This is a genomic window from Flexivirga meconopsidis (assembly GCF_026162425.1).
Taxonomy (GTDB): Bacteria; Actinomycetota; Actinomycetes; order Actinomycetales; family Dermatophilaceae; genus Flexivirga; species Flexivirga meconopsidis.
On sequence record NZ_JAOBQJ010000002.1, the window covers coordinates 379741 to 403928 of the forward strand.

General features: G+C 70.0%; 20 protein-coding genes and 1 riboswitch. Of the genes, 7 read left to right on the plus strand and 13 right to left on the minus strand.

What is annotated here, in order from left to right:
- Positions 1-163: 163 nt before the first annotated feature.
- The 6 genes from mraY to mraZ all read right to left on the minus strand — a co-directional run bounded on the left by mraY (position 164) and on the right by mraZ (position 7018).
- On the minus strand, positions 164-1243 hold the full coding sequence (gene mraY, locus N2M23_RS07185; protein WP_265444372.1) for a phospho-N-acetylmuramoyl-pentapeptide-transferase: 1080 nt from the start codon (positions 1241-1243) through the stop codon (positions 164-166).
- A gap of 42 nt (positions 1244-1285) precedes the next feature.
- Positions 1286-2695, minus strand: coding sequence for a UDP-N-acetylmuramoyl-tripeptide--D-alanyl-D-alanine ligase (locus N2M23_RS07190; RefSeq protein WP_265444374.1), 1410 nt, complete (start codon positions 2693-2695; stop codon positions 1286-1288).
- 14 nt (positions 2696-2709) lie between these two features.
- Positions 2710-4698, minus strand: a complete 1989-nt coding sequence (locus tag N2M23_RS07195; RefSeq protein ID WP_265444376.1) for a peptidoglycan D,D-transpeptidase FtsI family protein — start codon at positions 4696-4698, stop codon at positions 2710-2712.
- Positions 4699-4701: 3 nt separating this feature from the next.
- A complete protein-coding gene (gene ftsL / locus N2M23_RS07200) occupies positions 4702-5436 on the minus strand; it encodes a cell division protein FtsL (RefSeq protein ID WP_265444378.1) in 735 nt (244 codons plus the stop codon).
- Complete coding sequence (rsmH, locus tag N2M23_RS07205) at positions 5433-6419, minus strand: 16S rRNA (cytosine(1402)-N(4))-methyltransferase RsmH (RefSeq protein WP_265444379.1); 987 nt, start codon at positions 6417-6419, stop codon at positions 5433-5435. Before rsmH ends, ftsL begins: the two co-directional genes overlap by 4 nt.
- 164 nt (positions 6420-6583) lie before the next feature.
- Positions 6584-7018, minus strand: coding sequence for a division/cell wall cluster transcriptional repressor MraZ (gene mraZ / locus N2M23_RS07210; protein ID WP_171154537.1), 435 nt, complete (start codon positions 7016-7018; stop codon positions 6584-6586).
- A gap of 452 nt (positions 7019-7470) precedes the next feature.
- On the opposite strand from mraZ, the gene N2M23_RS07215 reads away from it, so the two are divergent.
- From N2M23_RS07215 to N2M23_RS07225, 3 genes are read left to right on the plus strand one after another with little or no spacing between them, the layout of a single operon-like run.
- Entirely contained in the window at positions 7471-8484 is a 1014-nt protein-coding gene (locus N2M23_RS07215; RefSeq protein WP_265444381.1) for an AAA family ATPase, read from the plus strand.
- 5 nt (positions 8485-8489) lie between these two features.
- Positions 8490-9749, plus strand: coding sequence for a DUF58 domain-containing protein (locus N2M23_RS07220; RefSeq protein ID WP_265444383.1), 1260 nt, complete (start codon positions 8490-8492; stop codon positions 9747-9749).
- On the plus strand, positions 9746-12055 hold the full coding sequence (locus N2M23_RS07225) for a transglutaminase TgpA family protein (RefSeq protein WP_265444384.1): 2310 nt from the start codon (positions 9746-9748) through the stop codon (positions 12053-12055). Before N2M23_RS07220 ends, N2M23_RS07225 begins: the two co-directional genes overlap by 4 nt.
- Before the next feature lie 119 nt (positions 12056-12174).
- Here the strand turns inward: N2M23_RS07225 and N2M23_RS07230 are convergent, their stop codons facing one another.
- The 6 genes from N2M23_RS07230 to N2M23_RS07255 form a co-directional block, all read right to left on the minus strand.
- Complete coding sequence (locus tag N2M23_RS07230; RefSeq protein ID WP_265444386.1) at positions 12175-13713, minus strand: RNA polymerase sigma factor; 1539 nt, start codon at positions 13711-13713, stop codon at positions 12175-12177.
- Positions 13714-14017: 304 nt separating this feature from the next.
- Complete coding sequence (locus N2M23_RS07235; protein ID WP_265444387.1) at positions 14018-14401, minus strand: universal stress protein; 384 nt, start codon at positions 14399-14401, stop codon at positions 14018-14020.
- A 155-nt stretch (positions 14402-14556) separates the two neighbouring features.
- Entirely contained in the window at positions 14557-15732 is a 1176-nt protein-coding gene (metX, locus tag N2M23_RS07240) for a homoserine O-acetyltransferase MetX (RefSeq protein WP_265444388.1), read from the minus strand.
- A 40-nt stretch (positions 15733-15772) separates the two neighbouring features.
- A riboswitch (SAM riboswitch) is annotated at positions 15773-15925 on the minus strand.
- A gap of 33 nt (positions 15926-15958) precedes the next feature.
- On the minus strand, positions 15959-17011 hold the full coding sequence (locus N2M23_RS07245; RefSeq protein ID WP_265444390.1) for a DUF4192 domain-containing protein: 1053 nt from the start codon (positions 17009-17011) through the stop codon (positions 15959-15961).
- Positions 17012-17113: 102 nt separating this feature from the next.
- Positions 17114-17479, minus strand: a complete 366-nt coding sequence (locus tag N2M23_RS07250) for a YkvA family protein (RefSeq protein ID WP_265444392.1) — start codon at positions 17477-17479, stop codon at positions 17114-17116.
- Position 17480: 1 nt separating this feature from the next.
- On the minus strand, positions 17481-18170 hold the full coding sequence (locus tag N2M23_RS07255) for an EcsC family protein (protein WP_265444394.1): 690 nt from the start codon (positions 18168-18170) through the stop codon (positions 17481-17483).
- Between the two features lie 80 nt (positions 18171-18250).
- On the opposite strand from N2M23_RS07255, the gene N2M23_RS07260 reads away from it, so the two are divergent.
- From N2M23_RS07260 to N2M23_RS20945, 4 genes are read left to right on the plus strand one after another with little or no spacing between them, the layout of a single operon-like run.
- The gene (locus N2M23_RS07260; RefSeq protein ID WP_265444395.1) at positions 18251-19141 is read left to right on the plus strand and encodes a sulfurtransferase; all 891 of its coding nucleotides are present in this window, start codon (positions 18251-18253) and stop codon (positions 19139-19141) included.
- Complete coding sequence (locus tag N2M23_RS07265; RefSeq protein WP_265444396.1) at positions 19134-19565, plus strand: SufE family protein; 432 nt, start codon at positions 19134-19136, stop codon at positions 19563-19565. Before N2M23_RS07260 ends, N2M23_RS07265 begins: the two co-directional genes overlap by 8 nt.
- A 36-nt stretch (positions 19566-19601) precedes the next feature.
- Complete coding sequence (locus N2M23_RS07270) at positions 19602-21503, plus strand: hypothetical protein (RefSeq protein WP_265444398.1); 1902 nt, start codon at positions 19602-19604, stop codon at positions 21501-21503.
- A 41-nt stretch (positions 21504-21544) separates the two neighbouring features.
- Entirely contained in the window at positions 21545-23206 is a 1662-nt protein-coding gene (locus tag N2M23_RS20945) for a DNA polymerase (protein WP_265444399.1), read from the plus strand.
- Between the two features lie 4 nt (positions 23207-23210).
- Here the strand turns inward: N2M23_RS20945 and N2M23_RS07280 are convergent, their stop codons facing one another.
- The gene (locus tag N2M23_RS07280; RefSeq protein ID WP_265444400.1) at positions 23211-24155 is read right to left on the minus strand and encodes a PAC2 family protein; all 945 of its coding nucleotides are present in this window, start codon (positions 24153-24155) and stop codon (positions 23211-23213) included.
- Positions 24156-24188: the final 33 nt, after the last annotated feature.

Genomic DNA, 24188 nt, shown 5'->3' on the forward strand with positions numbered 1-24188 from the left:
GCGATGCCGAGGGTCGAGAAATGCGGGGGGAACTTCGTGGGGTGGTTCGGGGCCCCCGCGAAGTATCGGAGCGAGGAACGAGCGGAGAACTTCGTGGGGTGGTTCGGGGCCCCCGCGAAGTATCGGAGCGAGGAACGAGCGGAGAACTTCGTGGGGTTCGGGCTCATACGCCGCCGACGACCCATTCGGCGTAGAAGATCGCCAGGCCGGCGGCCACGCAGAGTCCGGCGATGATCCAGAAGCGGATCGTCACGGTGATCTGCTCCCAGCCGAGCAGCTCGAAGTGGTGGTGGATGGGCGCCATCCGCAACACCCGTTTGCCACGCAGTTTGAACGATCCGACCTGCAGCATCACCGACAGGGTCTCGAGCACGAAGATCCCCCCGAGGATGACCACGAGCAGCTCGGTGCGGGTGGTGATCGCCAGGCCGGCGAGGGCGCCGCCGAGGGCAAGGGAGCCGGTGTCGCCCATGAAGATCTTGGCGGGTGAGGCGTTCCACCAGAGGAACCCGAAGCAGGCGCCCATCACGCAGGCGGCGACGACCGCCAGGTCGAGCGGGTCACGCACGTCGTAGCACTTGCTGGAGAAGTTGTACTGGCAGTTCTGATTGGACTGCCAGACGCTGATCAGGACGTAGGCGCCGAAGACCATCACGCAGGCGCCGGTGGCGAGGCCGTCGAGTCCGTCGGTGAGGTTCACCCCGTTGCTGGTGCCGGCAATCATCAGGTTTGCCCAGATCACGAACAGGACCACGGCGAGCGCGGTGCCGCGGAAGGCCAGGTTGACCCAGGTGTCCCGCACGAAGGAGATGTGGTAGCTGGCGGGGGTGATGCCGCCGCGGGAGAACTTGGTGGCCAGCACCGCGAAGATCACCGCAACGAGCGTCTGGCCGATCAGCTTCTCCCATGAGCGCAGCCCGAGCGAACGCTGCCGGGAGATCTTGGTCCAGTCGTCGAGGAAGCCGACCAGGCCGAGGCCGACCATCAAGAAGAGCACCAGCAGCCCGGATGCGGTCGGTGCGTCCCAGGTGATCAGGTGGGCGATGCCGTAGCCGAGCACCGAGCCGGCGATGATGATCGCGCCGCCCATTGTCGGGGTGCCGCGCTTGGTGTGGTGACTTGTCGGGCCGTCGTCGCGGACGAACTGGCCATAGCCGTGCCGCACCACGAATCCGATGAACCATCGGGTGCCGACCAACCCGATCACCAGTGCGATCGACGCACCGATCAGCACCGCCTTCACGAAGCGAGCTCCGTCGACGTGCTGCACCCGCCGGAAGCGCGGCTAGCCATTGCCCGATCCATCCTTCTCGATCTCTCCACCGTGCTCTTGGGTGATGCGGTCGCCAAGGTAACGCAGTCCCGCGTTGCGACTCGATTTCAGTAACAGGACGTCCCCGGAGCCTAGAAGTTGCCCGAGTGTGTCGTGCGCCTCATCGACATCGGCGGCCCGCAGCACCGGCACCCCACCGCGCGCGGCGGCTTCGGCCAACGGCTGCGTTCCCGCGCCGACGGTGACCAGTTGGTCGATGCCCAACTCCGCGACGGTCTCGCCGACGTCGCGGTGTGCCTGCTCGCTGAGCTCGCCGAGTTCGAGCATCTCCCCCAGGACCGCGATCGTGCGCCGACCATCGCCGATCCGCCGCAGCGCGCGCAGCGCGGCGCCCATCGAGTCGGGGTTGGCGTTGTAGGCGTCGTTGATGAGGGTGATGCCGTCGGGCAGGTTGTGCACCTCCATGCGCCACCGACTCACCGGTGCCGCCGACGCGAGCCCTGCGGCGATCTGGTCGCCGGTGAGACCGAGTGCGCGAGCGGCAACCGCGACGGCGAGCGCATTCCCGACCTGGTGCTCTCCGTGCAGCCCAAGCTGCACCGGCAGGTCGTCGACGCCGGGCAGACCGGTGATGGTGAACCCGGCCCGGTCCTGCTCGTCATGTCGTATGGCGAGGGCCCGCACGTCTGCGGCCGGCGATCGGCCCACCGTGACCACCCGGGCGTCGGTCAGCGGCGCCATCGCGCTGACCCGTGGGTCGTCGGCGTTGAGGATCGCGAGGCCGTCGGCCGGAAGTGCTTGCACGAGTTCGGATTTGGTCTGCGCGATCGCGTCCACCGACCCGAACTCGCCGACGTGAGCGGTGCCGACGTTGAGGACGATGCCGATGCTCGGCGGCGCAATCTGAGTCAGGTAGGTGATGTTGCCAAGGTTGGTGGCGCCCATCTCTGCGACGAGGAATCGGGTGTCGAGGGTCACCCGGCATACGGTGAGCGGCACGCCGACCTCGGAGTTGTAGGAACCCACCGGGGCCACTGTCGGGCCCGCCGGGGCGAGCACCTGGGCCAGCAGATCCTTGGTCGAGGTCTTGCCGGAGCTTCCGGTGATGCCGACGATCTGCAGGTGCGGTGCCCGGTCGGCGACCGCCCGCGCCAGGTCGGCGAACGCCTGCTGCACGTCGTCGGCAACGAGCGTGGGCAGGCCCGGCAGCGGGCGTGACCCGAGCACGCCGACCGCGCCGGCGTCGATGGCGGAGCCGGCGAAGTCGTGTCCGTCGGCATGCTCGCCGACGCGCGCGACGTAGAGGCTGCCGGCGCTCGCCTCGCGGGAGTCGGTGACGACCGGCCCGTCGACCAGGTGGTCGGTGCCGTGCAGTTGGGCGCCGGTCAGGGCGGCGATCTCGGAGAGTTTCAGCGCAATCATCGGTGTGCGTGCCCTCAGGGCTTGCGGGACTTCTCGGGTTGGAAGGTGAGCGGGTACGGCGTCGCCTGCTTGCCGCTGGGCGGCACGCCGCCGTTCTTCAGCGCGTAGCTCATCACCTGTGAGAACACCGGGGCTGCGACGTCACCACCGTAGATGCTGCCCTTGGTGGGTCGCTGGAGGGTCACCGCGACGATGTAGCGCGGGTTGCTCGCCGGAGCGAAACCGATGAACGAGGCGGTGTAACCGTCATACCGGCCGAGCTTGGGGTCGTAGCGGTTCGCGGTGCCGGTCTTGCCGGCGATCGAGTAGCCCGGGACGAGGGCCGCCTTCGCGGTGCCGTCCCCGGAGACCACGCCCTCCATCATCTTGGTGATCTGGGTCGCGACACTGCTGGAGACCACCCGCTGCGACGAGCGGTCGTCGGCCGGTTTGGTGAAGTCGTTGCCGGTGCCGATGCCGGAGACCAGCTTGGTCGGCTCTTTCACCCCGCCGTTGGCGATGGTGGCGAAGATCGACGCCTCCTGGATGCCGGTGGCCGCGACGCCCTGGCCAAACAGCACGGTGTACTTCTGGGTGTCGCTCCACTTCTGGAACGGGGTGAGCACGCCGTCGGATTCGCCCGGGAAGCCGATGCCGCTGGTCTGCCCGAGTCCGAACTTCTGCATGTACTCATAGATCGTCGAGGACGGCAGTTTCGAACCCGCGAGCATGGTGCCGATGTTGGAGGACTGGGCGAGCACGCCCGCCAGGGTGAGGTTCTCGGTGCCGTGCACCTCCGCGTCGTGGAAGGTGGTGCCGGCTCGAGTGAGGGTCGGCGGCACGACGACCGGGCTGGCCGGGGTCGCCTTACCCTCCTGCAGGAGCGCGGACATGGTGATGATCTTGCCGGTCGACCCCGGCTCGTAGGCGTCGGTGAACGGCCGCGACTGCAGATCGCTGGAGCCCGCGGAGGCGATGTTGTTGTTGTCGAAACTCGGGTAGCTGGCGACCGCCTTGAGGTTTTGTTTCGGGTCCATCACCACGATCTCGCCGGACAGCGCACCGGCTTTCTTGACCGCCTCGGCGAGCGCGTTCTGGGAGTACCACTGCAGGTCGTTGTCGATCGTCAGCTGCACGTTCTTGCCGTCGACCGCCGGGGTGTCCTTGTTGTCCCCGCTGGCGATCGTCGTGCCGTCCGGTGCTTGCTCGTAGACGTGCTTGCCCGGCTTGCCGTTGAGCGCCTTCTGCTCCAGTTGCTCCACACCCCCACCGGGTTGGCCGCTGGCGTCGATCCAACCGAGCAGCGGCGCCAACGAGGTGCCCTGCGGGTAGTCGCGCTCGGAGCTGGCCTCACTGGAGATCCCCGGAATCTGCAGGTCCTGCACGGCTTTCCACTGGGCCGGGGTGACGTTCTTGGCCAGGTAGGTGAACTGCGAGCCCTTCTTCTCGGCCTGCTGCAGCGCGGTGAGGATCGGCTGTGGCTGCACGCCGACGGCATTGGCTATATCGGTCGCGGCGCCGGCGAGGCCGACGGTGCGCACCTGCCCGTCGACCCTCTTCTTGTAGACGACGGTCGCGGTGGCGTCGCCGACGATGTTGACCCGGTCGAGGCTGGCGGCCAGCACGGTGCCGTTCGCGTCGACGATGCTCCCGCGCTGGGCGGGCACCGAACTGGTGTGCAACCGGGACTTCAGGGCTTGCGCGGAGACGCTCTGCGCGTCGAAGCCCTGGATGCGCAGCAGTTGCGCGGCGAAGAGGCTGAAGATGAACAGCGTTGCCACCAGCAGCATGCGCGCCCGGCGGCGCGGATGCCCGACCCCGAGGGCGACCGGTTTGCGCGGCCGGCGCGGTGGCGCCGCGGCGAGCGAACCGAGCCGGCCCGGACGAGGACTTGCGCCGGACCGGTCAGTGCGCGGCCGGCCGCTTTCCCGACTCGAGGTGCGACCGAGCTTGGTGCCTGCGTCGCGCGACGGGGTCGCGGTCGGACGGTTGCCTCGCACACCCGGGCGGCGGGACGTGCTCACTGGTCACCTCGTGGTGGTCGGCTTCGGGGTGGATGTGCTGGTGGCCTTCGCCTTGTCGGCGTTGCCGGTCTTCTTCTCGGTCTGCTGCTTGGTCGAAGCCGCTGATTTCGCGGGCGACGTGGCGGCGGACTTGCCGGACGTGGTCTTGTCCTTCTTGGCGTTCTTGGCGTTCTTCGAGTCGGACTTGGCTGCTGCCTTCGGGTCCTTGGTCGCGGGCTTCGGCTTGGTGATCACGAGGCCGAGCGAGGCCGCCGACGTGGTCGCGTCCGCCGCCCGCGAAGCCGGGGTCGAGGGAAGCGTCCCCACCGTAAACGCCGATTGCGCACCGGACGCCTTCGCCACGCCGAGCACCTTGCCATCTGCCTTACGCACGTACTTGACGTTCTTCGCCGGCTCCAAACCCAGCTGCTGGGCACGCAGCGCCAGCTGCTGCGGCGCGGCCAGATCGTCGAGCTGGCTGGAGATCGCCTGCTGTTGGTCGGTCAGGTTGGCCGACTTGGCCTGCAGCTTGTCGATCGCGAACGACTGCTGCGCGCGGCTGGTGTTCAGCAGCAACAGCGCGATGAGGCCGCCGACGAGCAGGAAGACACACAGCAGGACGAAGCCGACGCCCGAGTGCTCGGCGGCGTCCTGGTGCTGCACCACCCGCAACGAAGGGCGACTGGTGGTCGTCGCCGCCCGCTTCGGCAGACGGGTGGACTTGGCCGTGGGCCTGGGCAGCGCGGTGAGCTGGCTCATCTGCGGGATCCCTTCGTGGTGCTGCGGATACGTTCGGCTGCGCGCAACCGGGCTGAGGCTGCGCGTGGGTTGTCCTCGGTCTCGCGATCGGTCGGCTGCTCGGCCCCGCGGGTGAGCAGCCTCAGGTATGGCGCGTGCTCGGGCAGTTCGACCGGCAGGTCGGGCGGGGCGGTGCTGATGGCACCGGCGGCGAGTGCCTGTTTGGTGATGCGGTCCTCCAGCGAGTGGTAGGACAGCACCGCCACGCGGCCACCGACCGTGAGCGCGTCGATCGCGGCCGGCAGGGCGTCCCGCCATACGTCGAGCTCGGAGTTGACCTCGATGCGCAGCGCCTGGAAGGTGCGCTTGCCGGGGTGACCGCCGGTGCGCTGGGACGCGGCCGGGATCGCGCGCCGCAGCAGCTCGACCAGTCGTGCGGAGTCGGTGAACGGCGCCTGCTCGCGCTCGCGCACGATGGCCGAGGCGATGCGGCGGGCGAAACGCTCCTCGCCATACACCTTGAGGATGCGTTCGAGGTCGGCCGCCGAATAGGTGTTGAGCACGTCGGCGGCGGTGACGCCGGTGGTCTGGTCCATGCGCATGTCGAGCGGCGCGTCGACGCTGTAGGCGAAGCCACGGTCGGACTCGTCCAGTTGCAGCGAGGAGACGCCGAGGTCGAACAGCACGGCGTCGACCCGGGTGACCCCCTGCTCGGCGAGTATGGCGAAGGCCTCGTCATACACCGCGTGCACCGGCCGGAAGCGGTCGCCATAGGACGCGAGCCGCTCCCCCGCGAGTCGCAGCGCTTCGGTGTCCCGATCGACTCCGTAGGCGATCGCGCCGGGGTTGGCCGCAAGGATCGCCTGCGTGTGGCCACCCATCCCGAGAGTCCCGTCGACGAAGACGGCGCCATCGGATTGCAAGGCAGGAGAGAGGAGTTCGGTGATGCGACCGGCGAGCACCGGGGTGTGCCGGTCGGCAGCATCGCCGCGGCTCGCGCCCATGGCCGGTGTCCTCTCGCAGAGTGTCGTCAAGGTGATCGGTCGGGTGCGTGATGCCCAGCGGCTTTCTGAGCCCTGGTCCCCAGCCGCTGTCCCTGCCTGCGCACTTCCGGCACCGGGGAAGGTGCGCCGGAACTGCGTGTCGGGAAGCGGATGGAGGCCGAGGATCAGAACAGTCCGCCGGGAATCACCTCCTCGCCCTGTTCGGCGAAGTCGTCCTCGGTCGCTGCGAGGAAGTCGTTCCAGGCCTGGGTGTCCCAGACCTCGACCCGGTTGCCCGTGCCGATGACCGTGCAGTCCTTGGTCAGCCCCGCGTACTCCCGCAGGACGGCCGGGATCGTGACGCGGCCCTGCTTGTCCGGGATCTCGTCGGAGGCTGCGGACAGCAGCACGCGCTGGAAGTTGCGCACGGCGCGGTTGGTGACCGGGGTGTTGTTCATCTCGGCGGCCAGCCGTTCGAAGTCGGCCATCGCAAACACGTAGAGGCAGCGCTCCTGACCTCGAGTGATGACCAGGCCGCCGGCGAGCTTGTCGCGGAACTTCGCGGGAAGGAACAGCCGCCCCTTCTCGTCGAGGCGCGGGGTGTGCGTGCCCAGGAACATGCACGGCACCTCCTCCTCGATTTCCGCCGCTCACCAACAAGCCCCACCCTACTCCACTTCGCCCCACATGTCGCCATGCCGGGCCCGGTTTTCCCGGTCAGTTCGAGTGTTTATGCAGGTCAGAGTGGGTGGAGCGCGGTGGAGCGAATTCGGCCCCCGCGGCGGCATTGGGTCGCCATACCTCCGGCCACGGCCGATCGAGCGGCACACCCCGGCGGCGAGCGGCCCACGGCATTCCGCGCAATTACGGGGCCACTCGGGTGCGTGAGCGTGCGGCTCGCGGCGAGCGGGAGCGGGCGTGGAGCAAAGTGGTGGAGCCAAGTGGTGGGAGCGGTGGTGGAGGCCCGGGCGGGTGAACCGGGGCGAACGCAAGCGCCCGGTCGTGCGTTGGAGTGGTTGCGTTGTCTGTAGTTCCGATGACCAGCCCGTGATGTATCAGGCAGGATCGACACATGTCCTCATCGATCGACACCGGTTCCGCACCGGCCTCGACACCCGGTGCCCACGCGCCGACCACCTCCATCCAGGACGTCCAGCGCGTCGCCTCCGACATCCACCGGTCGGTGTCGGCGGTGATCGAAGGCAAGCAGGAGGTGATCCGCACCGCCGTCGTGGTGCTGCTCGCCGAGGGTCACCTGCTGATCGAGGACGTGCCCGGCGTCGGCAAGACGATGCTCGCCAAGGCCTTGGCCCGGTCCATCGACTCCCCCATGCGACGCATTCAGTTCACCCCGGACCTGCTGCCCAGCGATGTGACCGGGGTCAGCGTTTTCAACCAGGACACCCGCACCTTCGAATTCCGCCCCGGCGCGATCTTCGCCAACGTGGTGGTCGGTGACGAGATCAACCGGGCATCGCCCAAGACGCAGTCGGCGCTGCTGGAGTGCATGGAGGAAGGGCAAGTCACCGTCGACGGCACCACCTACCGGCTGCACAAGCCCTTCTTGGTGATGGCCACCCAGAACCCGATCGAGATGGAGGGCACCTACCCGCTGCCGGAGGCCCAGCGCGACCGCTTCATGGCGCGCATCTCGATGGGCTACCCGCCGCCCGGTGCGGAGCTGGAGATGCTCGACGTGCACGGTGGCGGCTCTCCGCTCGACGGGATGCAACCGGTCACCGACGGCGCAACCGTCGCCCGGATGGCCGACCGGGTTTCGCAGGTGCACGCCAGCCCGGCGCTGCGGCAGTACATCGTCGACATCGTGTCGGCGACCCGGGGCAGCAGCGCCTTCCGGCTCGGCGCCTCGCCGCGGGCGTCGCTGCAACTGCTGCGCGCCGCCCGGGCGTTCGCCGCACTCGAAGGGCGCGACCACGTCATACCCGAGGATGTGCAGGCGCTCATCGAACCGGTGCTCGCGCACCGGGTGATCCTGTCCAGCGACAACCAGCACCTGCACCGCGGCGCGGGCGCGGTGCTCGGTGAGATCGTGCGGCGCGTGCCGGTGCCTCCCGCGTCCCGATGACCGGTATGACGGGGCGCCCGCGCCGAGCCGGCTTCACCGCGAGGGGACGAGGATTCCTCGCCGCCGGAGCGGTGCTCGCGGTCGCCGGTGTCGTGTTGGGTTTCGAGGACATCGTGCGGGTCGGGGTGCTGCTCGTGGCCCTGGCGCTGCTCGCCCTGGTGTTCGCCCGCAGGCCGGCAGCGCAGCTCACCGTGCAGCGCACGGTCAGCCCCGAGACGGTGATGCCCGATCAGCGGGCGCAGGTGGACGTGACCTTCCGCAACACCGGGCGCCGGGCCAGCGCGCTCTACCTCGCCGAGGAGCGGGTCGACTACGTGCTCGGCGACCGGCCACGGTTCGTGCTGCCGCGTACCGACCCCGGCGGCAGCCGGGAGGTCAGCTACACCGTGCGTAGTCACCTGCGGGGCCGGTACCCGCTGGGTCCGGTGACCTTGCATCAGCGGGACCCGTTCGGGCTGACCAGCTGCACCCGCTCCATCGACGGTGTCGGTGAGGTGCTCGTGCTACCGCGGATCGTGCCGCTCGGGTCGTCGCACCCGCCGGGCGCCGGGCTGGGCAGCGAGGGCGAGACGCCGCAGATGGTCGCCTTGCACGGCGAGGAGGACGTCAGCATCCGCGGCTACCACGACGGCGACGACCTGCGGAAGGTGCACTGGCCGGCGACCGCCCACCGCGGCGAACTCATGGTCCGCCAGGAGGACCGTCCGGCCCGGCGCTCGGCGACGATCGTGCTGGACTCGCGCGAGTCCGGTCACCGCGGGTCCGGCGCGGGCAGCTCCTTCGAATGGGCCGTGAGCGCGACCGCGTCCATCGTCATACGGCTGGAGGAGCTGGGGTATCAACTCCACCTGGCCACCCGCGAGTCGATGGTGACGCACACCGTCGAAGGAGCCCGGGACGCCGGGCAGCTGGTGCACGACCTTGCCTCGGCCGAGGTGGGCGCCGACCTGGAGTTCGGGCAGCTGATCTCGCACGCCCACGAGCTGGTCCGCTTCGGCGGCCTCGTCACTGCGATCGTGACCGCACACGACGACAGCGTGATCGGCGACCTGGCCGCGATGCGGCAGGCCGGGTCCGCTGCCCTGGGCTTCGTGCTCGACACCGACACGTTCGCCGGCGCCGGCCCCTCGCCGCAGGCTCGAGCGGTGCGCGACCAACTCGCGCACGCGGGGTGGCGGGTGGTGCTCGTCGACGCCCGCACCTCGATCCCGCAGGCGTGGGCGACGGTCAGCAACCGCGCGCTGGTGCAGGTGGGCGCGCTGTGATCACCCGGGCCCGGCCGAGCGAAACCGCCCTCGCGCTGATCGCGGTGATCGTCGCGTCCTGGCCGCTCACCACGTTGCTGCAAGGTGGCGGGTGGCTCTGGGCGATCGTGCTGGTGAGCGCCGCCGTCCTCGGCATCGGTATGGCGTTGCGCGCGGTCGGCACGCCATACGCCGTGGTGTTGCTGCTGCAACTGCTCGGCCTCGTGGCAATCGTCGCCGTGCTGAACGTGCCCGATCATTTCGACTCGACCTTCGCCTCGGCGGTGCGCGATCTGGTCGACGAGGCCAGCCGGACGGTGCGCGAGTCGGCCGCACCGGCGCCGGTCACGCCCGGGCTGCGGATGATGCTCGAACTCATCGTCCCCGGGCTCGCGATCACCGTCGACTTCCTGGCGGTGAGCTCGCGGCAGCCGTCGCTGGCCGGGGTGCCGCTGCTGGTGATCTACCTGTTGTCGACGTCCAACACCGGCGAGGCGCTCAATCCGGTCTACTTCGTCGCGTTGGCCGTCGTGTGGCTGGTGATGGTCGCACACGGCAGCGGGATGCTGGTGCGCGGCTGGTCCTCGATGCGGGCCCGCTCCACGTCGCCGACGCTGCTGGACGACCCGTTGGGCGTGGCGGGCCTGGCGTCGGTCGCGCGCACCCTCGGCATCGTGACGATCCTTGCCGCGTTGATCGTGCCGGCAGTCACGCCGTTGCCGAGCACGCATTACTTCGCGCAGGGCCTCGGCCGGGGCTCGGGCGGCGGGGCGGGCACCGTCGCGTTCAGCACGACCGCCAACCTGGCCAATGACCTGCGCAGCCAGAACACCTCGCCCGTCCTCGATTTCCGCTCCTCGGAGCTGCTCCCGCCGCCGTTGCGGGTCACCGCGGGTGGCACCTACGCCGGCGGGGAGTGGACCGGGTTCCCCGGCGCGGTCGGCCTCGACCAGGGCACCAACAACCGAGGGTTGCCGGTGCCGCCCGGCCTGCAGACCTCCCCCGACGACACCACCGAGACGATGACGGTCACCCGCAACACGATGCGCCCGCCGTTCGTGCCGGTGCCGTTCCCGGTGGCTTCGGCCAACTTCGGCGACACCTCGTGGGGTTACTCCACCACGACCAGCCAGCCCTACACCCGCACCACCGCACAGTCGTATGCCGTGCGCTACCGGGTTCCCGCGCAGAACGCCGACAACGGCAGCCGGCCGGTCGACCCTGCGGGTTTCGATGCCGAACTCAAACTCGACCCGATCTCCGAGCCTCGGGTGCGGGCGCTGGCGCGGCAACTCGGCGGGGACACGCCGATGCAGCAGGCTGTCGCCATACAGGATTATCTGCGGGGTAACGAGTTCACCTACTCCCTGACGCTGGCACCAACCCGGACGGTCGACGGTCGACGGCTCGACCCGCTGTCCAACTTCCTGGTCACCAAACAGGGTTACTGCACGCAGTTCGCGACGGCGATGATCATGCTCGCCCGCGCGAACGGCATTCCGGCGCGTATGGCGCTGGGCTTCCTACCCGGGGTCTCGGACGGCAACAACGTCTACCGGGTGCTGCAGTCCAACGCGCACGCCTGGCCCGAGCTCTACTTGTCGGGCCTGGGCTGGACCCGTTTCGAGCCCACCCCCGGGGTCCGGTCCGGCCCCGCGCCCGACTACACCGGCGACACCAGCACCGCCCCCGGTGGGGGCCGCGCACCGGACGCGTCCGCGTCCGCCTCGCCGTCGCAGGCGCCCACGCGTGCCCCCTCGACCGCCGCACCCGCGCCGTCGGCCTCCCAGGCCGCGGCCGCGGGCGGCGGCCGGATCGACTTCTGGCGATACGCGCTGCCGACGGCGGCCGTCCTGGTGCTCGGCCTGCTCGGGGCGCTGGTGCTGCCGCTGCTCGCCCGGCGTCGCCGCGAGTCGATCGAGCGGCGGTTCGCCGGCCATGCGCCGGTCGAGGGCCAGTGGCAGGTGCTGCAGTCCCAGCTGGCCGACCTCGGCATCCCACCGCCGCAGGACCGTTCGCCGCGCGCCACCGAGCGCTACTACCGCTCGAGCACGCCGCTGGACGAGCCCGGGCGTTCGGCGCTGCATCGTGCCGTGCAAACCCTGGAGAGCGAGCGCTACGCACGTCCGGGCGAGACATCCCGGTCGATCGCGCGCGACGCCGACCGGCTGCTGCACGTCGTCCGCAGCAATCAGTCGCTGCCGACCCGGATCGCGGCTCTCGTCATACCGCAGACCGGGCGGGACGTGGTGCGCGAGGCGGCGCGGTCGGTGACCCGCTGGCCGCAGCAGGTGCTCGCCCGGGTGTCCCGCCGGCGGGGCCGCTGACCGTCCGGCACACCCCTTCGTCGACAGGCCCACTTATTGCCGAAAGGCCCACATATCCAGCGCATTTCGCGGTGGAATAAGTGGGCCTTTGGGCGATAAATGAGCCTCTGGGCGGGCCGTCAGTCGAGGTAGTCGCGCAGCACCTGCGAGCGCGACGGGTGCCGCAACTTGCTCATCGTCTTGGATTCGATCTGCCGGATGCGCTCGCGGGTGACGCCGTAGACCTTGCCGATCTCGTCTAAAGTCTTCGGCTGTCCGTCGGTCAGGCCGAAGCGCATGGAGACCACACCGGCCTCGCGCTCGGAGAGAGTGTCGAGCACCGAGTGCAGCTGCTCCTGCAGCAGGGTAAAGCTGACCGCGTCGGCCGGCACGACCGCCTCGGAGTCCTCGATGAGGTCACCGAACTCGCTGTCGCCGTCCTCGCCGAGCGGGGTGTGCAGCGAGATCGGCTCGCGGCCGTACTTCTGCACCTCGACGACCTTCTCCGGGGTCATGTCGAGTTCCTTGGCCAGCTCCTCCGGCGTGGGCTCGCGGCCGAGATCCTGCAGCATCTGCCGCTGCACTCGGGCCAGCTTGTTGATGACCTCGACCATGTGCACCGGGATGCGGATGGTGCGCGCCTGGTCGGCCATCGCGCGGGTGATCGCCTGCCGGATCCACCAGGTGGCGTAGGTGGAGAACTTGTAGCCCTTGGTGTAGTCGAACTTCTCGACCGCACGGATCAGACCGAGGTTGCCCTCCTGGATCAGGTCCAGGAAGAGCATGCCGCGGCCGGTGTAGCGCTTGGCCAGCGAGACGACCAGACGCAGGTTGGCCTCGAGCAGGTGGTTCTTGGCCTTCTTGCCGTCCTGCGCGATCCACCAGAGCTCGCGCTTGAGCTTCATCTCGATCTTCTCGCCCGCGTTGAGCTTTTCCTCGGCGAACAAGCCGGCCTCGATGCGCTTGGCGAGCTCGACCTCCTGCTCGGCGTTCAGCAGGGCGACCTTGCCGATCTGCTTGAGGTAGTCCTTGACCGGGTCGGCGGTGGCGCCGGCGGTGACCACCTGCTGGGCGGGGGCGTCGTCCTCGTCGTCCTGCCGGATGACGAAGCCGCCGGACTCGTTCTCCTCCTCCGGCTTGGCGTCGGCCGCCGCATTCGCCTGCTCGTCCTCGGTGGGCTCGGCCTCGGCGGTTTCGTCCGACTTCTTGGCGGCAGTCTTCTTGGCGGCGGCCTTCTTCGCCGGGGTCTTCTTGGCGGCGGCCTTCTTGACCGGTGCCTTCTCCGGGGCGGCGTCGTCTTCGGGTGCGGCGTCGGCTGTCTTCTTGGCAGCGGCCTTCTTCGCAGCCGGCTTGGCGTCGGTCTTGGCCTCGACGGCCTTCTTGGCCGGGGCCTTCTTCGCGGCCGGCTTGGTGGCCTTCTGGCTGGTCGAACGACGGGTGGTCGTCGTGGCGACCGCCCGGGCGGCAGTCTCGGAGTCGAGGGTCACGGCGATTCCGTGCTCGTCAAGGGCACGCAGCACGGTCTTCATCCGCTGCGGCGCGATCTCGGCCGTCTCCAGCGCGGTCTTCAGCTGCGAGCTGTCGATCGAACCGTTCGCCTGTCCGATGGCGAGGAGTTGCTGCAGCGCGGGGTGCGCGAACTCCGTCGGCAATTCGGGGGCTGCGGGGGTTTTCGACACGAGGTCCACCAACTACCTTCCAAAACTGTCGGGTCGTGCTGGCATCACGACGTTGCCGTCCATGGACGACGGCTACCGAGGTTGGGGTTTCCGGGCAACGCCGCGAGTGATGCTTCGAGGGCTTCGAGGAACCTCACTCGCGAGTGCTTCGACACCATTATAAAACGAGCCGGGGCACGGGAGCTGCCACCGACCTGCCATTCAGCCGGTCGGACGGCGTGTCCCGCAACCGTTCGTATGCCGAAAAACGTTCTGCTCACCACCGATTCGGCTCGTCGCAAGGACAACGCCGGCGGTGGGATCACTATTCCGCCGGTGGCTTGACCGCCAGGACCGGGCACGCGGAGTCGAGCAGAATGCGTTGCGCGTTGGTGCCCAGGATCAGTTTGCCGACCGGGGTGCGGCGGCGCAGTCCGATGACCAGCAGATCGGCCGACTCGTCCTCGGCGATCCGGAGCAGCTCCTCGGTTGCGTCCTCACCGTTCGGCACAGTGCGCACCTCGTAACTGACGTCGAGATCTCCGAGATCGGCCAGCTGTTTGCGAGCGTCGTCGGTCTGGTCATCGCCGTCGGGGTGCGCGGAATCGAGCACGATCAGCGGGGTCTGCCGGACGGACGCCTCGGCGGCCGCGCGTCGCAACGCCGCAGCGCCCTCCTTGGTCGGCACGTATCCCACCACGACTGCCACCGCACCATCACCCTCTCTCAGGCCGTCATCGATCGGTGCGGGACACCGTGGACGAACACGCGGTGCCGCACCGCTGCTGACGCTACCCCGCCGGGGCATCGTGCCGCAGGTCGCGGCGCGAGTCGATGTGCCCAGTGCCCGAACCCAGTGGCCGCTCAGCCGACGCCGAGGCGACGAGAGCGGAGTTGCCACACGTCGGTCACCGCCTCGCGCACCAGCGCCCGCACCTGGTCGGTCTCGACCAGGAATCCGTCGTGGCCGTGACCGGAGCGCATCAGCCGCACCGTGCCCTGGCCGTATGCCGCCACCATCTCCTCCGACAGCCGCACCGGGAAGAGCCGGTCGGAGTCGACCGCCGCCACCCGGAGCAGTCCGGGATAGGCACCGAGCACCTCCGCGAGGGTGCCGCGGCCGCGGGTGATGTCGTGGGTCGCCATCGCCCGGGTGAGTTGCACGTAGGCGCCGGCGTCGAAGCGGGCGACGAGTTTGCCGGCCTGGTGGTCCAGGTAGCTCTCGACCGCGAAACGGCCGCCGACGAGCGGGTCCTCTCCGGGTTGCGGATCGGCTCCGAACCGGTCGTCGAACTCGGCCGCGCTGCGATAGGTGGCGTGGGCGATTCGCCGCGCCAACCCCAGGCCCGTCGCCGGGGTCGTGCCGGTCCCGTAGTAGTCGCCCCCGGCATACGCAGGGTCGCTGGTGATCGCCAGGGTCTGCGCCTGCCCCCAGGCGATCTGGTCGGCCGCCGCGCGCGCGGTGCTGGCAATGACGAGCGCAGCGTCGGTGCGGTCGGGGTGCCCGGCGACCCACTCGGCGGCGCGCATGCCGCCCATCGACCCGCCCAGCACGAGCAACCATGCGTCGATGCCGAGCGCGTCGGCTACCGCGGCCTCCACCAGCACCTGGTCGCGGATCGTGGTGTGTGGGAAGCGCGAGCCCCAGACCCGACCGTCGGGTGCGACCGAGCCTGGCCCGGTGGTGCCACGGCACCCGCCGAGCACGTTGATCGCGACCACGAACAAGGCGCGCGTGTCGAGCGGTTCGCCCGGCCCGATCAAGCCCGGCCACCAGCCGGCGGTCGGCTGGCCGGGCCCGGCCTCGCCGACCACGTGCGAGTCACCGGTCAGTGCGTGCTCGACGAGCACGGCGTTGCTCGCGTCCGGCGCCAGCCGGCCCCAGGTCTGGAAGGTGACGACCACCTCCGGGAGGACGCCGGTCTCGAGCGGGACGTCACGCAGGCGGATCGCGCGGCAGGCAGGGTTCGCGTCCGGCGGCGGGGCACACCACTCCACCGGCGTCGTGGACCTCGCCCATCGGCTGTGCGTGACGGTCACCGGACCACTCCTCGATCCCGGGGGCCGGCCTGTCGCGTGAGCCCCGCGCTTGCCGAACCGCGCCGCGCGGTCGGCCTTGTCCTCACCCGGGGCACCCCACCGCGGTGGAGGGTTGCCGCCCAGCCAGCCGGGGCTGTGCTCACCGATCCGCCGCTGCGCGGCGGGGAGTCAGCGAGCGCTGGGACTCATGACAGGTATGACGGTAGCAAGATCGAGCGCGCACCTCCTACGCCGGACGGCGATCCTCTCGCCGGCTGGGACGCAGCCCGCGCTGCACGGCCGCGTCGAGCAGCTGCGCGAGATTGCACTCCGGCTCGATGGCGAGCGCCCGCTGGAGTGCCATCGTCGCGACCGCGCCGGCGCCCATCGTCCAGTGCAGCCCGGCGACGAGCAGCAGCACCGGGACCGCGTCCTGTGGCGGCAGGCATTGCACCCATTCCTTGAGCCGGCCGGCGATCATCGGCGCCCGGTCCCCGAAGATCCCGTCCTCACTGCGCGTTGGCGGCGGCCCGAGGCGAGCCTGCAGCGACGGCCAGAGCGGCACCCGCTGCTGATCGAGGAAGTCGGGCATCAGCCAGGCGAGCACGGCGTCGCGCACCAACACCTCGCTCATCAGGTCGGTGGCTACCGCGAGCATGGTCACCGGGACCCGCGCCACCGGCCGGCTCTGGTCGACCAGCACCGTCGCCAGTGCCTCGGTCGCCTCCGGCGTGGCGACGGCGGGCCGGCCGTCGCCGACGCACATCAGGTCGAGTTTGTCGAGCTCCGCCGACACCGCCATCGCGACCAGCGGGTGGCGCTGATCGAGCTCACCGGCCAGGGTCGCCCGGTCGGCAACCGGGGCCACTCCGCACAACACCCGGTCGGCGATCGGGCCGACGTCGGTGTCTGCCGACGGGGCGGTCCAGTGCCGCGGGCAGTGACCGCAGCGGCAGGCGACCGCACGCCAGCCGGAAGCGCTCACGTGCACCACGTGGCTGAGCACGATGTCGCGCCGGTCCAGCCGGTGGCGCGCAGCGGTGACCAGGGCGTCGCCGCTGCGACAGGCGTCGTCGTACAGCACCAGCAGGACATCGTCGATCGGCGTGCGGTCGACCGGCTGCAGCAGGTGGGCGGCGGCCGCGAACGACTCATCCGCCGGCGGCGTGTCGATCCGCGCGGTGAACTGGATGCTGCCGCCGTGCAGGCCGATCATCACGATCGAGTCGTGCGGGATGAAGCCGAACTCGTAGGGCAGGTAGGCGACGATGTCGCCGACACCGTGCAATGTGGAGGTCATGTCGGCAGCCTGCGCCGGATGCCCACCGCCGGACAGTCAGATTGTCCGCGGCTGTGGACCGGCTGCGCACCGGGTGCGGGGATGTGGACGCAGGGGGCCGGCTCAGCTCAGGCGCTCGCCCTTGACCGTCGTGCGCCGGGCCTGCTCCCACGTCAGGTAGGCGTCGGTGTCCTCCACGAGCGTGGTTGCCAGCCAGCTCAGCACCAGTGCGTCGTCGGCCAGGCCGATCACGCCGAGCAGCGCCTCGGGCAGGAGGTCCACCGGTGAGGCAACGTATGCCGCAGCCGCCGCCACGAGCGCCAGATGCGCCGGGCTCACCTGCGAATACTCGCCTTTCGCGACCGCCTTCGTCATACGAGGCAGGCAGGCAAGACGGGCGGCGACGCTCGGACCACCGGGGCGACTCACCTCCTGCAAGGCCCGCGCGACGCGACGCAGCGAAGCCCATCGCAGTGCCGGGGCGGCCATGTCAGCGCCCTTGCGGGAGAGCGGCCGTGGCCGGCGGGAACTCCTTCTTGGCGACCTTGGCGGTGCGGCTGATCAGGAATGCGTCCAGCCCGGCACCGATCACGCCACCGGCGAACGGGATGCCCTTGCCGAGCTTGGTCAGCAGCTTGTCGCTCACCTGGCTGATCAGCCGGAAGCCGACCGCCTTGTTGACCACCATCAGCGCGGTGGGCGGCAGCTGCCGCGTCGCCAGGTTCGCCAGGCGACCGGTGCTGACGACACCGGCCTTCTTCAGCAGGTCGTCGGAGTCGGCGCCGACCAGGGTGAGCAGCAGTGCGGTGCGGGTCGTTTCGTCCTTGAGGTCGTAACCGCGCACGGCGGCGATCGCTGCCGACATACGGGTGGACAGCACGTAGAAGCCGAGCACGTTGGCCGGCAGCGCGACGATCATCGTCACGAAGCCGCCGAGGCCGGTGACGAATCCGGCGGCACCGGCGAGCTTGCGGTGTTGGGAGACGATCGCGTCGATGGCGCGTTCCGGGTCGCCCGGGTGGTCGCGCACTGCCGTCTTGGCGATCTCCTCGGCGCTGTCGAAGCCCGCCTTGCCGTCGATCCCGACGGTCAGCAGGTGTTGCGCGAGGCTGAGTGCGGTGCCGCCGAGCGGACCGGAATCCAACGGCGCGGGCTGCTGGCTTTTCTTCGAACCGAACATGCGCCCATCCTGCCAGTCTCGTCCGTCCGCGAAATCACCTCTGCGGGCGAGCCGCTCGGGGCGCGCGTACCGTTGTCCGTATGTCGCTGCCTGCTGACCCCAGCCCCCAACTCGCCGACTTCGCCCACCCCGATCGCCTGGTGACCACCGACTGGCTCGCCGAACAACTCGACGCCGGCACCAAGGACCTGGTGGTCCTGGAGTCCGACGAGGATGTCCTGCTCTACGACACCGGGCACATCCCGGGAAGCTTCAAACTCGACTGGCACACCGACCTCAACGACCCGGTGACCCGGGATTTCGTCGACGGCAAGATCTTCGCCCAGGTGATGTCCGAGCGCGGCATCTCCCGCGACACGACGGTCGTCATCTACGGCGACAAGTCCAACTGGTGGGCGGCCTACGCACTGTGGGTGATGACGCTCTTCGGCCACCCGGACGTGCGGCTGCTCGACGGCGGCCGCGCCGCATGGCAGGCCGAGGAGCGCCCGATGACGCGGGATGAGCCGACGGCTGCGCCGGCGGACTACCCGGTGATCGAGCGGTCCGACGCACCGGTGCGCGCCTTCCGCGCCGACGTGCTCGCCCACCTCGGCCGCCCGATGGTGGACGTCCGCTCCCCCGGCGAGTTCAGCGGCGAGTTGTTGCACATGCCCGACTACCCGCAGGAGGGCGCGATCCGCGGCGGCCACATCCCCGGCGCGAAGTCGGTGCCCTGGGCCCGTGCGGTGCGCGAGGACGGCCGCTTCCGGTCCCGCGCCGAGCTCGAGCGGCTCTACCAGACCGAGCAGGGCCTGGCGACCGACGACGACGTGATCGTCTACTGCCGCATCGGCGAGCGCTCGTCGCACACCTGGTTCGTGCTCAGCCACCTGCTCGGCTTCCCGCAGGTGCGCAACTACGACGGGTCGTGGACCGAGTGGGGCAACTCGGTGCGGGTCCCGGTCGAGCTCGGCGAGCCGGATGAGTGACCTTCCCCCGCCCCTCGCGGAGTTGATCGACGACTTCACCTCGGTGGGCCCGAAGGATCGGCTGCAACTCCTGCTCGAGCTGAGCGAGGAACTGCCCGCCCTTCCCGCCCGGTATGCCGACCAACCCGACCTGCTGGAGCAGGTGCACGAGTGCCAGTCACCGCTGTTCCTCGCGGTCGAGGTGACCGACGGCGTCGTCCACCTCTTCTTCGATGCGCCCCGCGAAGCGCCCACCACACGCGGGTTCGCCGGCATCCTGCACACCGGCCTGGACGGGCAGCCCGCGGTGGACGTCCTCGCCGTGCCGGATGACACCCCGTTCAAATTCGGCCTCGCCGAAGCGGTGTCGCCGTTGCGAATGCGCGGAATGGTCGCAATGCTGTCCAGGATCAAGCGACAGGTAAAGGAACAAACCGGCGGCTGATCTTCGGTCCGCCTTCGATGCGTTAGGTTGCCGCACATGACCAACTCCTTGGCCAACAAGAAGCTCCTCGCCATACCGGCGGTCCTCGCCCTGATCGGCCTCGTGCTGTTGATCATCGGCCTGATGAGCGGGTCGAGCGTGAAGCTCACCCAGTTCAGCAGCGGCAGCAACCTGTCGCTGAACGGCGGCTTCTCCGTCTACAGCGACACCGCGGCCGACCGCGCGGCGACCACCTGCCAGGCGGGTTCGGCGACGATGGGCCGACCCACCAAGGAGTTCTCGGTCAGCGCGGACGGGAAGAAGTACTACGAGATCGCCCGCAGCGGCGACAACTCGAGCTCGGTGGCGGTGACCTGCTCGGGCAACAACGGATCGCTCTATGCCGGTCAGCGCGCCGACAAGATCGGCGGCGGCTTCCGGACCCCGGGCATCGTCCTCGGCACGATCCTGCTGGTGCTCGGCATCCTCGGCGCGCTGGCCTTGCTGCTGATGGGACGCAAGGGCAAGCCCGCGACCGCCGGTGGCCCGCAGGGCGGTGCGCCGTACGGCCAGCAGGGCTACGGTCAGCAGGGCTACGGCCAGCAGCAGGGTTACAACGACGGGTATGGCGCGCCGGGCGGCTACGGCTCGACGACCCCGCCCTACGGCCAGCCGCAGCAGCAGGACCAGCAGCACGGCGCCCAGCAGCAGGCGTTCGGTGCCGGGCAGGGCTACGGCGGACAGCAGCCGTACGGCCAGCAGGGTCAACAGGGCCAGCAGCAGCCCTACGGTCAGCAGGGCCAACACGGTCAGCAGTCGTACGGTCAGCAGGCACAGCAGCCCTACGGTCGGCAGGGTCAGCAGAACCAGCAGGGTCAGCAGAACCAGCAGGGTCAGCAGCAGCCCTACGGCGGCCAGCACCAGACCGGCGAATCCGGTTATGGCGCACCGCAGTCCGGCTACCACACCCCGCAGGGCGACCAACCGCAAAGCGGCCGGTCGCAGGACAGCCAGGGGTATGCGGCCTCCCCCTACTCGGCTCCGCAGACCGCGTCGGAGCAGGACCGGGCCGCGCACCAGGGCTTCGGCCAGCCGGAGTCACAGGGTTATGCCGGCGGTGCGATGTCGCACCAGCCGCAAGGCGACCAGTCCAGCCCTCAGTCGGGGTACGCCGGTGGCGCATCCGGTTACGGCCAGCAGGGCGAGCATGGCAGCCAGAGCCCCCAGAACCCGCAGAGCCCCCAGTCGGGGTATGCCGGTGGCGCAGCCGGTTACGGCCAGTACGGCGACCAGGCAGATCGCTCCGGCGAGACGCCGCGCAGCCCCGAATCCGGTTACGCCGGAGGCGCTTCCGGTTTCGACGCGCCGAGCACCGAGTCCGAGGCCTCGTCGAGCGGGGGCTCATCGACCGGAGCGGCGCAGCCGGACGACTCGGACGCGGCGACGCGCGCGGTCTCGTCCGACGAGATCAACCGTGCACTGCGCCCCGACCAGAGCGACCCGGGCACCGGCGCCGAGGCGCCCACCGAGGCGGTCTCGTCCGATGACGTCAACCGGTTGTCCCACGGCAACCGCCCGTCGACGCCCGCCTATGAGCAGTCGCAGCAGCAGGAGCGCCAGTCCGGCGGCTCGATCGGCCAGTCGTATGGCGCAGGCTCCGGCGAGGCGCAGCGCCCGTCCGGCTACCCGACCTACGGCGACCGCTCGGACGAGCCGACCCAGGCGATCTCCGGGCTCCCGATGTCCGGCGGCTCGGCGCCGCAGACCGGTTCGGCGCCGCAGGACGGTTCCGCGCCACAGACCGGTCCGACGCCGGACCTGCACGACCAGCCGACCACGGCGACGCCAGCGGTGCAGCCCGAGCAGCAGGGCGACTCCGCGCAGCAGGAGAACCCGTGGGTGCCCCGGCACGGCAAGCGTGAGGACGGCACCGACAAGGGCGACAAGGGCGACAACTGACCGACGTCCCGTCCGCGCAGCGAGCCCCGCACCCGTCGCCGGTGCGGGGCTCGCTGCATGCCGTTGCGTTCGACGTTGCGGGGCAGCACGGCGTGATCGTCGCCGAGGGCGGTGCGGTGCTCGCCGACGGCAGCGCCGCCGAGCTCGCCGCCGTCATGCACCGTGCCGAACAAGCAGCCGGAGAGCCACCGCGCTGGGTCTGGTGGGATGCTGCGACGGCTGCCGGGCCGATAGCCCGCGCGGGCGGATTCCTGCACCGTTGTTGGGATCTGGCCGAGGCGCACCGACTTCTGGTCGGCGGTTTCGACGCCGCCCAGGACCGGGTGTGGGCAGTTGCGCACGGCCTCGACCCGGACGGCGCGCCGGCGCGCAGGTCGGATGACCTCTTCGACGTCATCGACGACGACAGTGTCGTCATACGACCGGACGGCTATCTCAATCCGGTATGTCTGCAACCTCATTGGCAGCGTGCCAACCTCTCGGAGTATGCCGCGCTGGCGCTCACGGTCGCGCGAAAACAACTGGCACTGTTGGCGACTCGCGAGCGTGGTGCCGGCACCGGGGCGAGTGAGTCGGGCGCGGCCCTGTTGTGTGTCGAACTCACCGCCCACGGGCTGCCGATCGACCGGCCGACGATGGAGCTGCTGATCACCGAGCACGCCGGTCCCCGGCCCGCGGACGAGGCACAGGCCCGGCAGATTCGCGCCGACCGCGACCGAGGGGTCCTGGACCTGCTGCCCGGTCGGTCGAGCATCGATCTGCGCAACCCGGTGCAGGTGCGAGATCTGTTGCGGTCACTCGGTGTGCAGGTCGAGGACACACGCGCGTGGAATCTCGAGCCCTACCGCGACACCCATCCAGTGGTCGGCGCGCTGCTCGACTGGCGCAAGGACGAACGCATCGCGACGACGTACGGCTGGCAGTGGTTGGATGGCCACGTCGGTGACGACGGCCGGCTGCGCGGTCCGTGGACCGCCTGTGACGGTGGCGCAGGCCGGATGACGGCCGGTGCAGGCCTGCACAGCCTGCCCACTCCCCTGCGCCCGGGGGTTGCGGCCGCCGACGGATACGTGCTCGTGCGCGCCGACCTCGGCCAGGTCGAGCCGCGTGTGCTGGCAGTGGTTTCCGGTGATCCGGCGTTCGCGCGGGCCACCGCGGCCGACGACCTCTACGCGACCGTGGCGAGGCAACTCAACCTGGAACGGCCGGCGGCCAAGCTCGCGGTCCTTGCGGCGATGTACGGCCAGACGTCCGGGCCGGCGGCCGAGGCGCTGCGCCGGATGGACCGCACCTACCCGCGCGCGATGGCCTACCTGCGGGCAGCCGCGCAGCGCGGCGAGGCCGGCGAGTCGGTGACGACGTATGGCGGTCGGACCGTTCCGGTGACCAACGGCGGGGACCAGGCCCACCGCCGGGCGGTCGGGCGGTTCACCCGTAACGCGGTGGTGCAGGGCGCGGCCGCGGAGCTGTTCAAGGCGTGGGCGCTCACCGCGCGAAATGCGTTGCGGCCGTTGGATGCCGAGGTGGTGCTCTGCCTGCACGACGAACTGCTGGTGCATGCCCCCGCGCAGCACGCGGAAGCGGCGGCGGCCGCCGTGCAGGAATCCCTGGAGGCGGCAGCGCGGCGTTGGTCCGGCGCGGCGCCGGTGCGGTTCGTGGCCGACCTTCGCGTCATACGGCGTTGGTCGGAGGCGAAGGACTGACCCTTTAGCGCAGGAAGTCCGGACCGTCGTCCGGGGCGTCGTCGGTGTCGGTCTCCTCGGCGAGGAACTGTTCGAGCTCGGCGCCAATCTCGTCGGCGCTGGGCAGCTCGGCGAGTTCGGTGGCGAGCAGGCTCTGCCGTTTCAGGCCCTCGGTGAACGCGTCGTATTGCTCCTCGAGGCCGTGCACGACATCACCGACCTCGTCGCTGTCGGCGACCTGGCGCTCGATCTCGGCGCGATGCAGGCCGGCGAGCGCGGCGAGCTCGGTGACCGGGATGTCGAGACCGGTGAGCCCGGTCACCGCCCGCAGGCCGGCGACGGCTGCGTCGCCAAAGTCCATCTGGGCCAGGTAGTGCGGCACGTGGACCGCGAAACCGACGGTGTCGATGCCGGATTCGCCGAGCCGCAGGTGCATGAGCGAATCGAGCGAGCCGGGGATCTGGACCATTCCGAAGACGGCGTCGTTGTCCGGGATCAGCGACGGGTTGCTGGCGTGCTGAGTCAGGCCGACTGGACGGGTGTGCGGCACGCCCATCGGAATGCCCTGCACGCTCACCACCAGCTGGATGCCGAGCCGGCGCACCAGCTGCCGGATCGCCTCGATGACCCGCTCCCACTGGTAGTCGGGCTCGGGGCCGGCGAGCAGGTAGAACGGCGTGCCCTCGGTGTCGACCATCCGGTAAAGCAGCATCGACGGGTCGTCGTAGTCGCTGAAGTGGTCCCGGTCGAAGGTCATCGCCGGTCGGCGGCCGCGGTAGTCGAGCAACTGGTCGACATCGAACGACGCGACCACCGTGTGCTCCAGCGAGCCGAGCAGGTGGGCGGTGATCAGCTTCTGGGTGTTACCGGCGTCGATCAGGCCACCGAGCGACACCACCATGGTGTGCGCGCCCAGCGCACTGGCGTGGGTGTCGGTCTCGAGCTGGTAGAGCTCTCGTGGGTCTTGCACGGCATACTCCCTGAGGATTTCGGCTTCTTACTG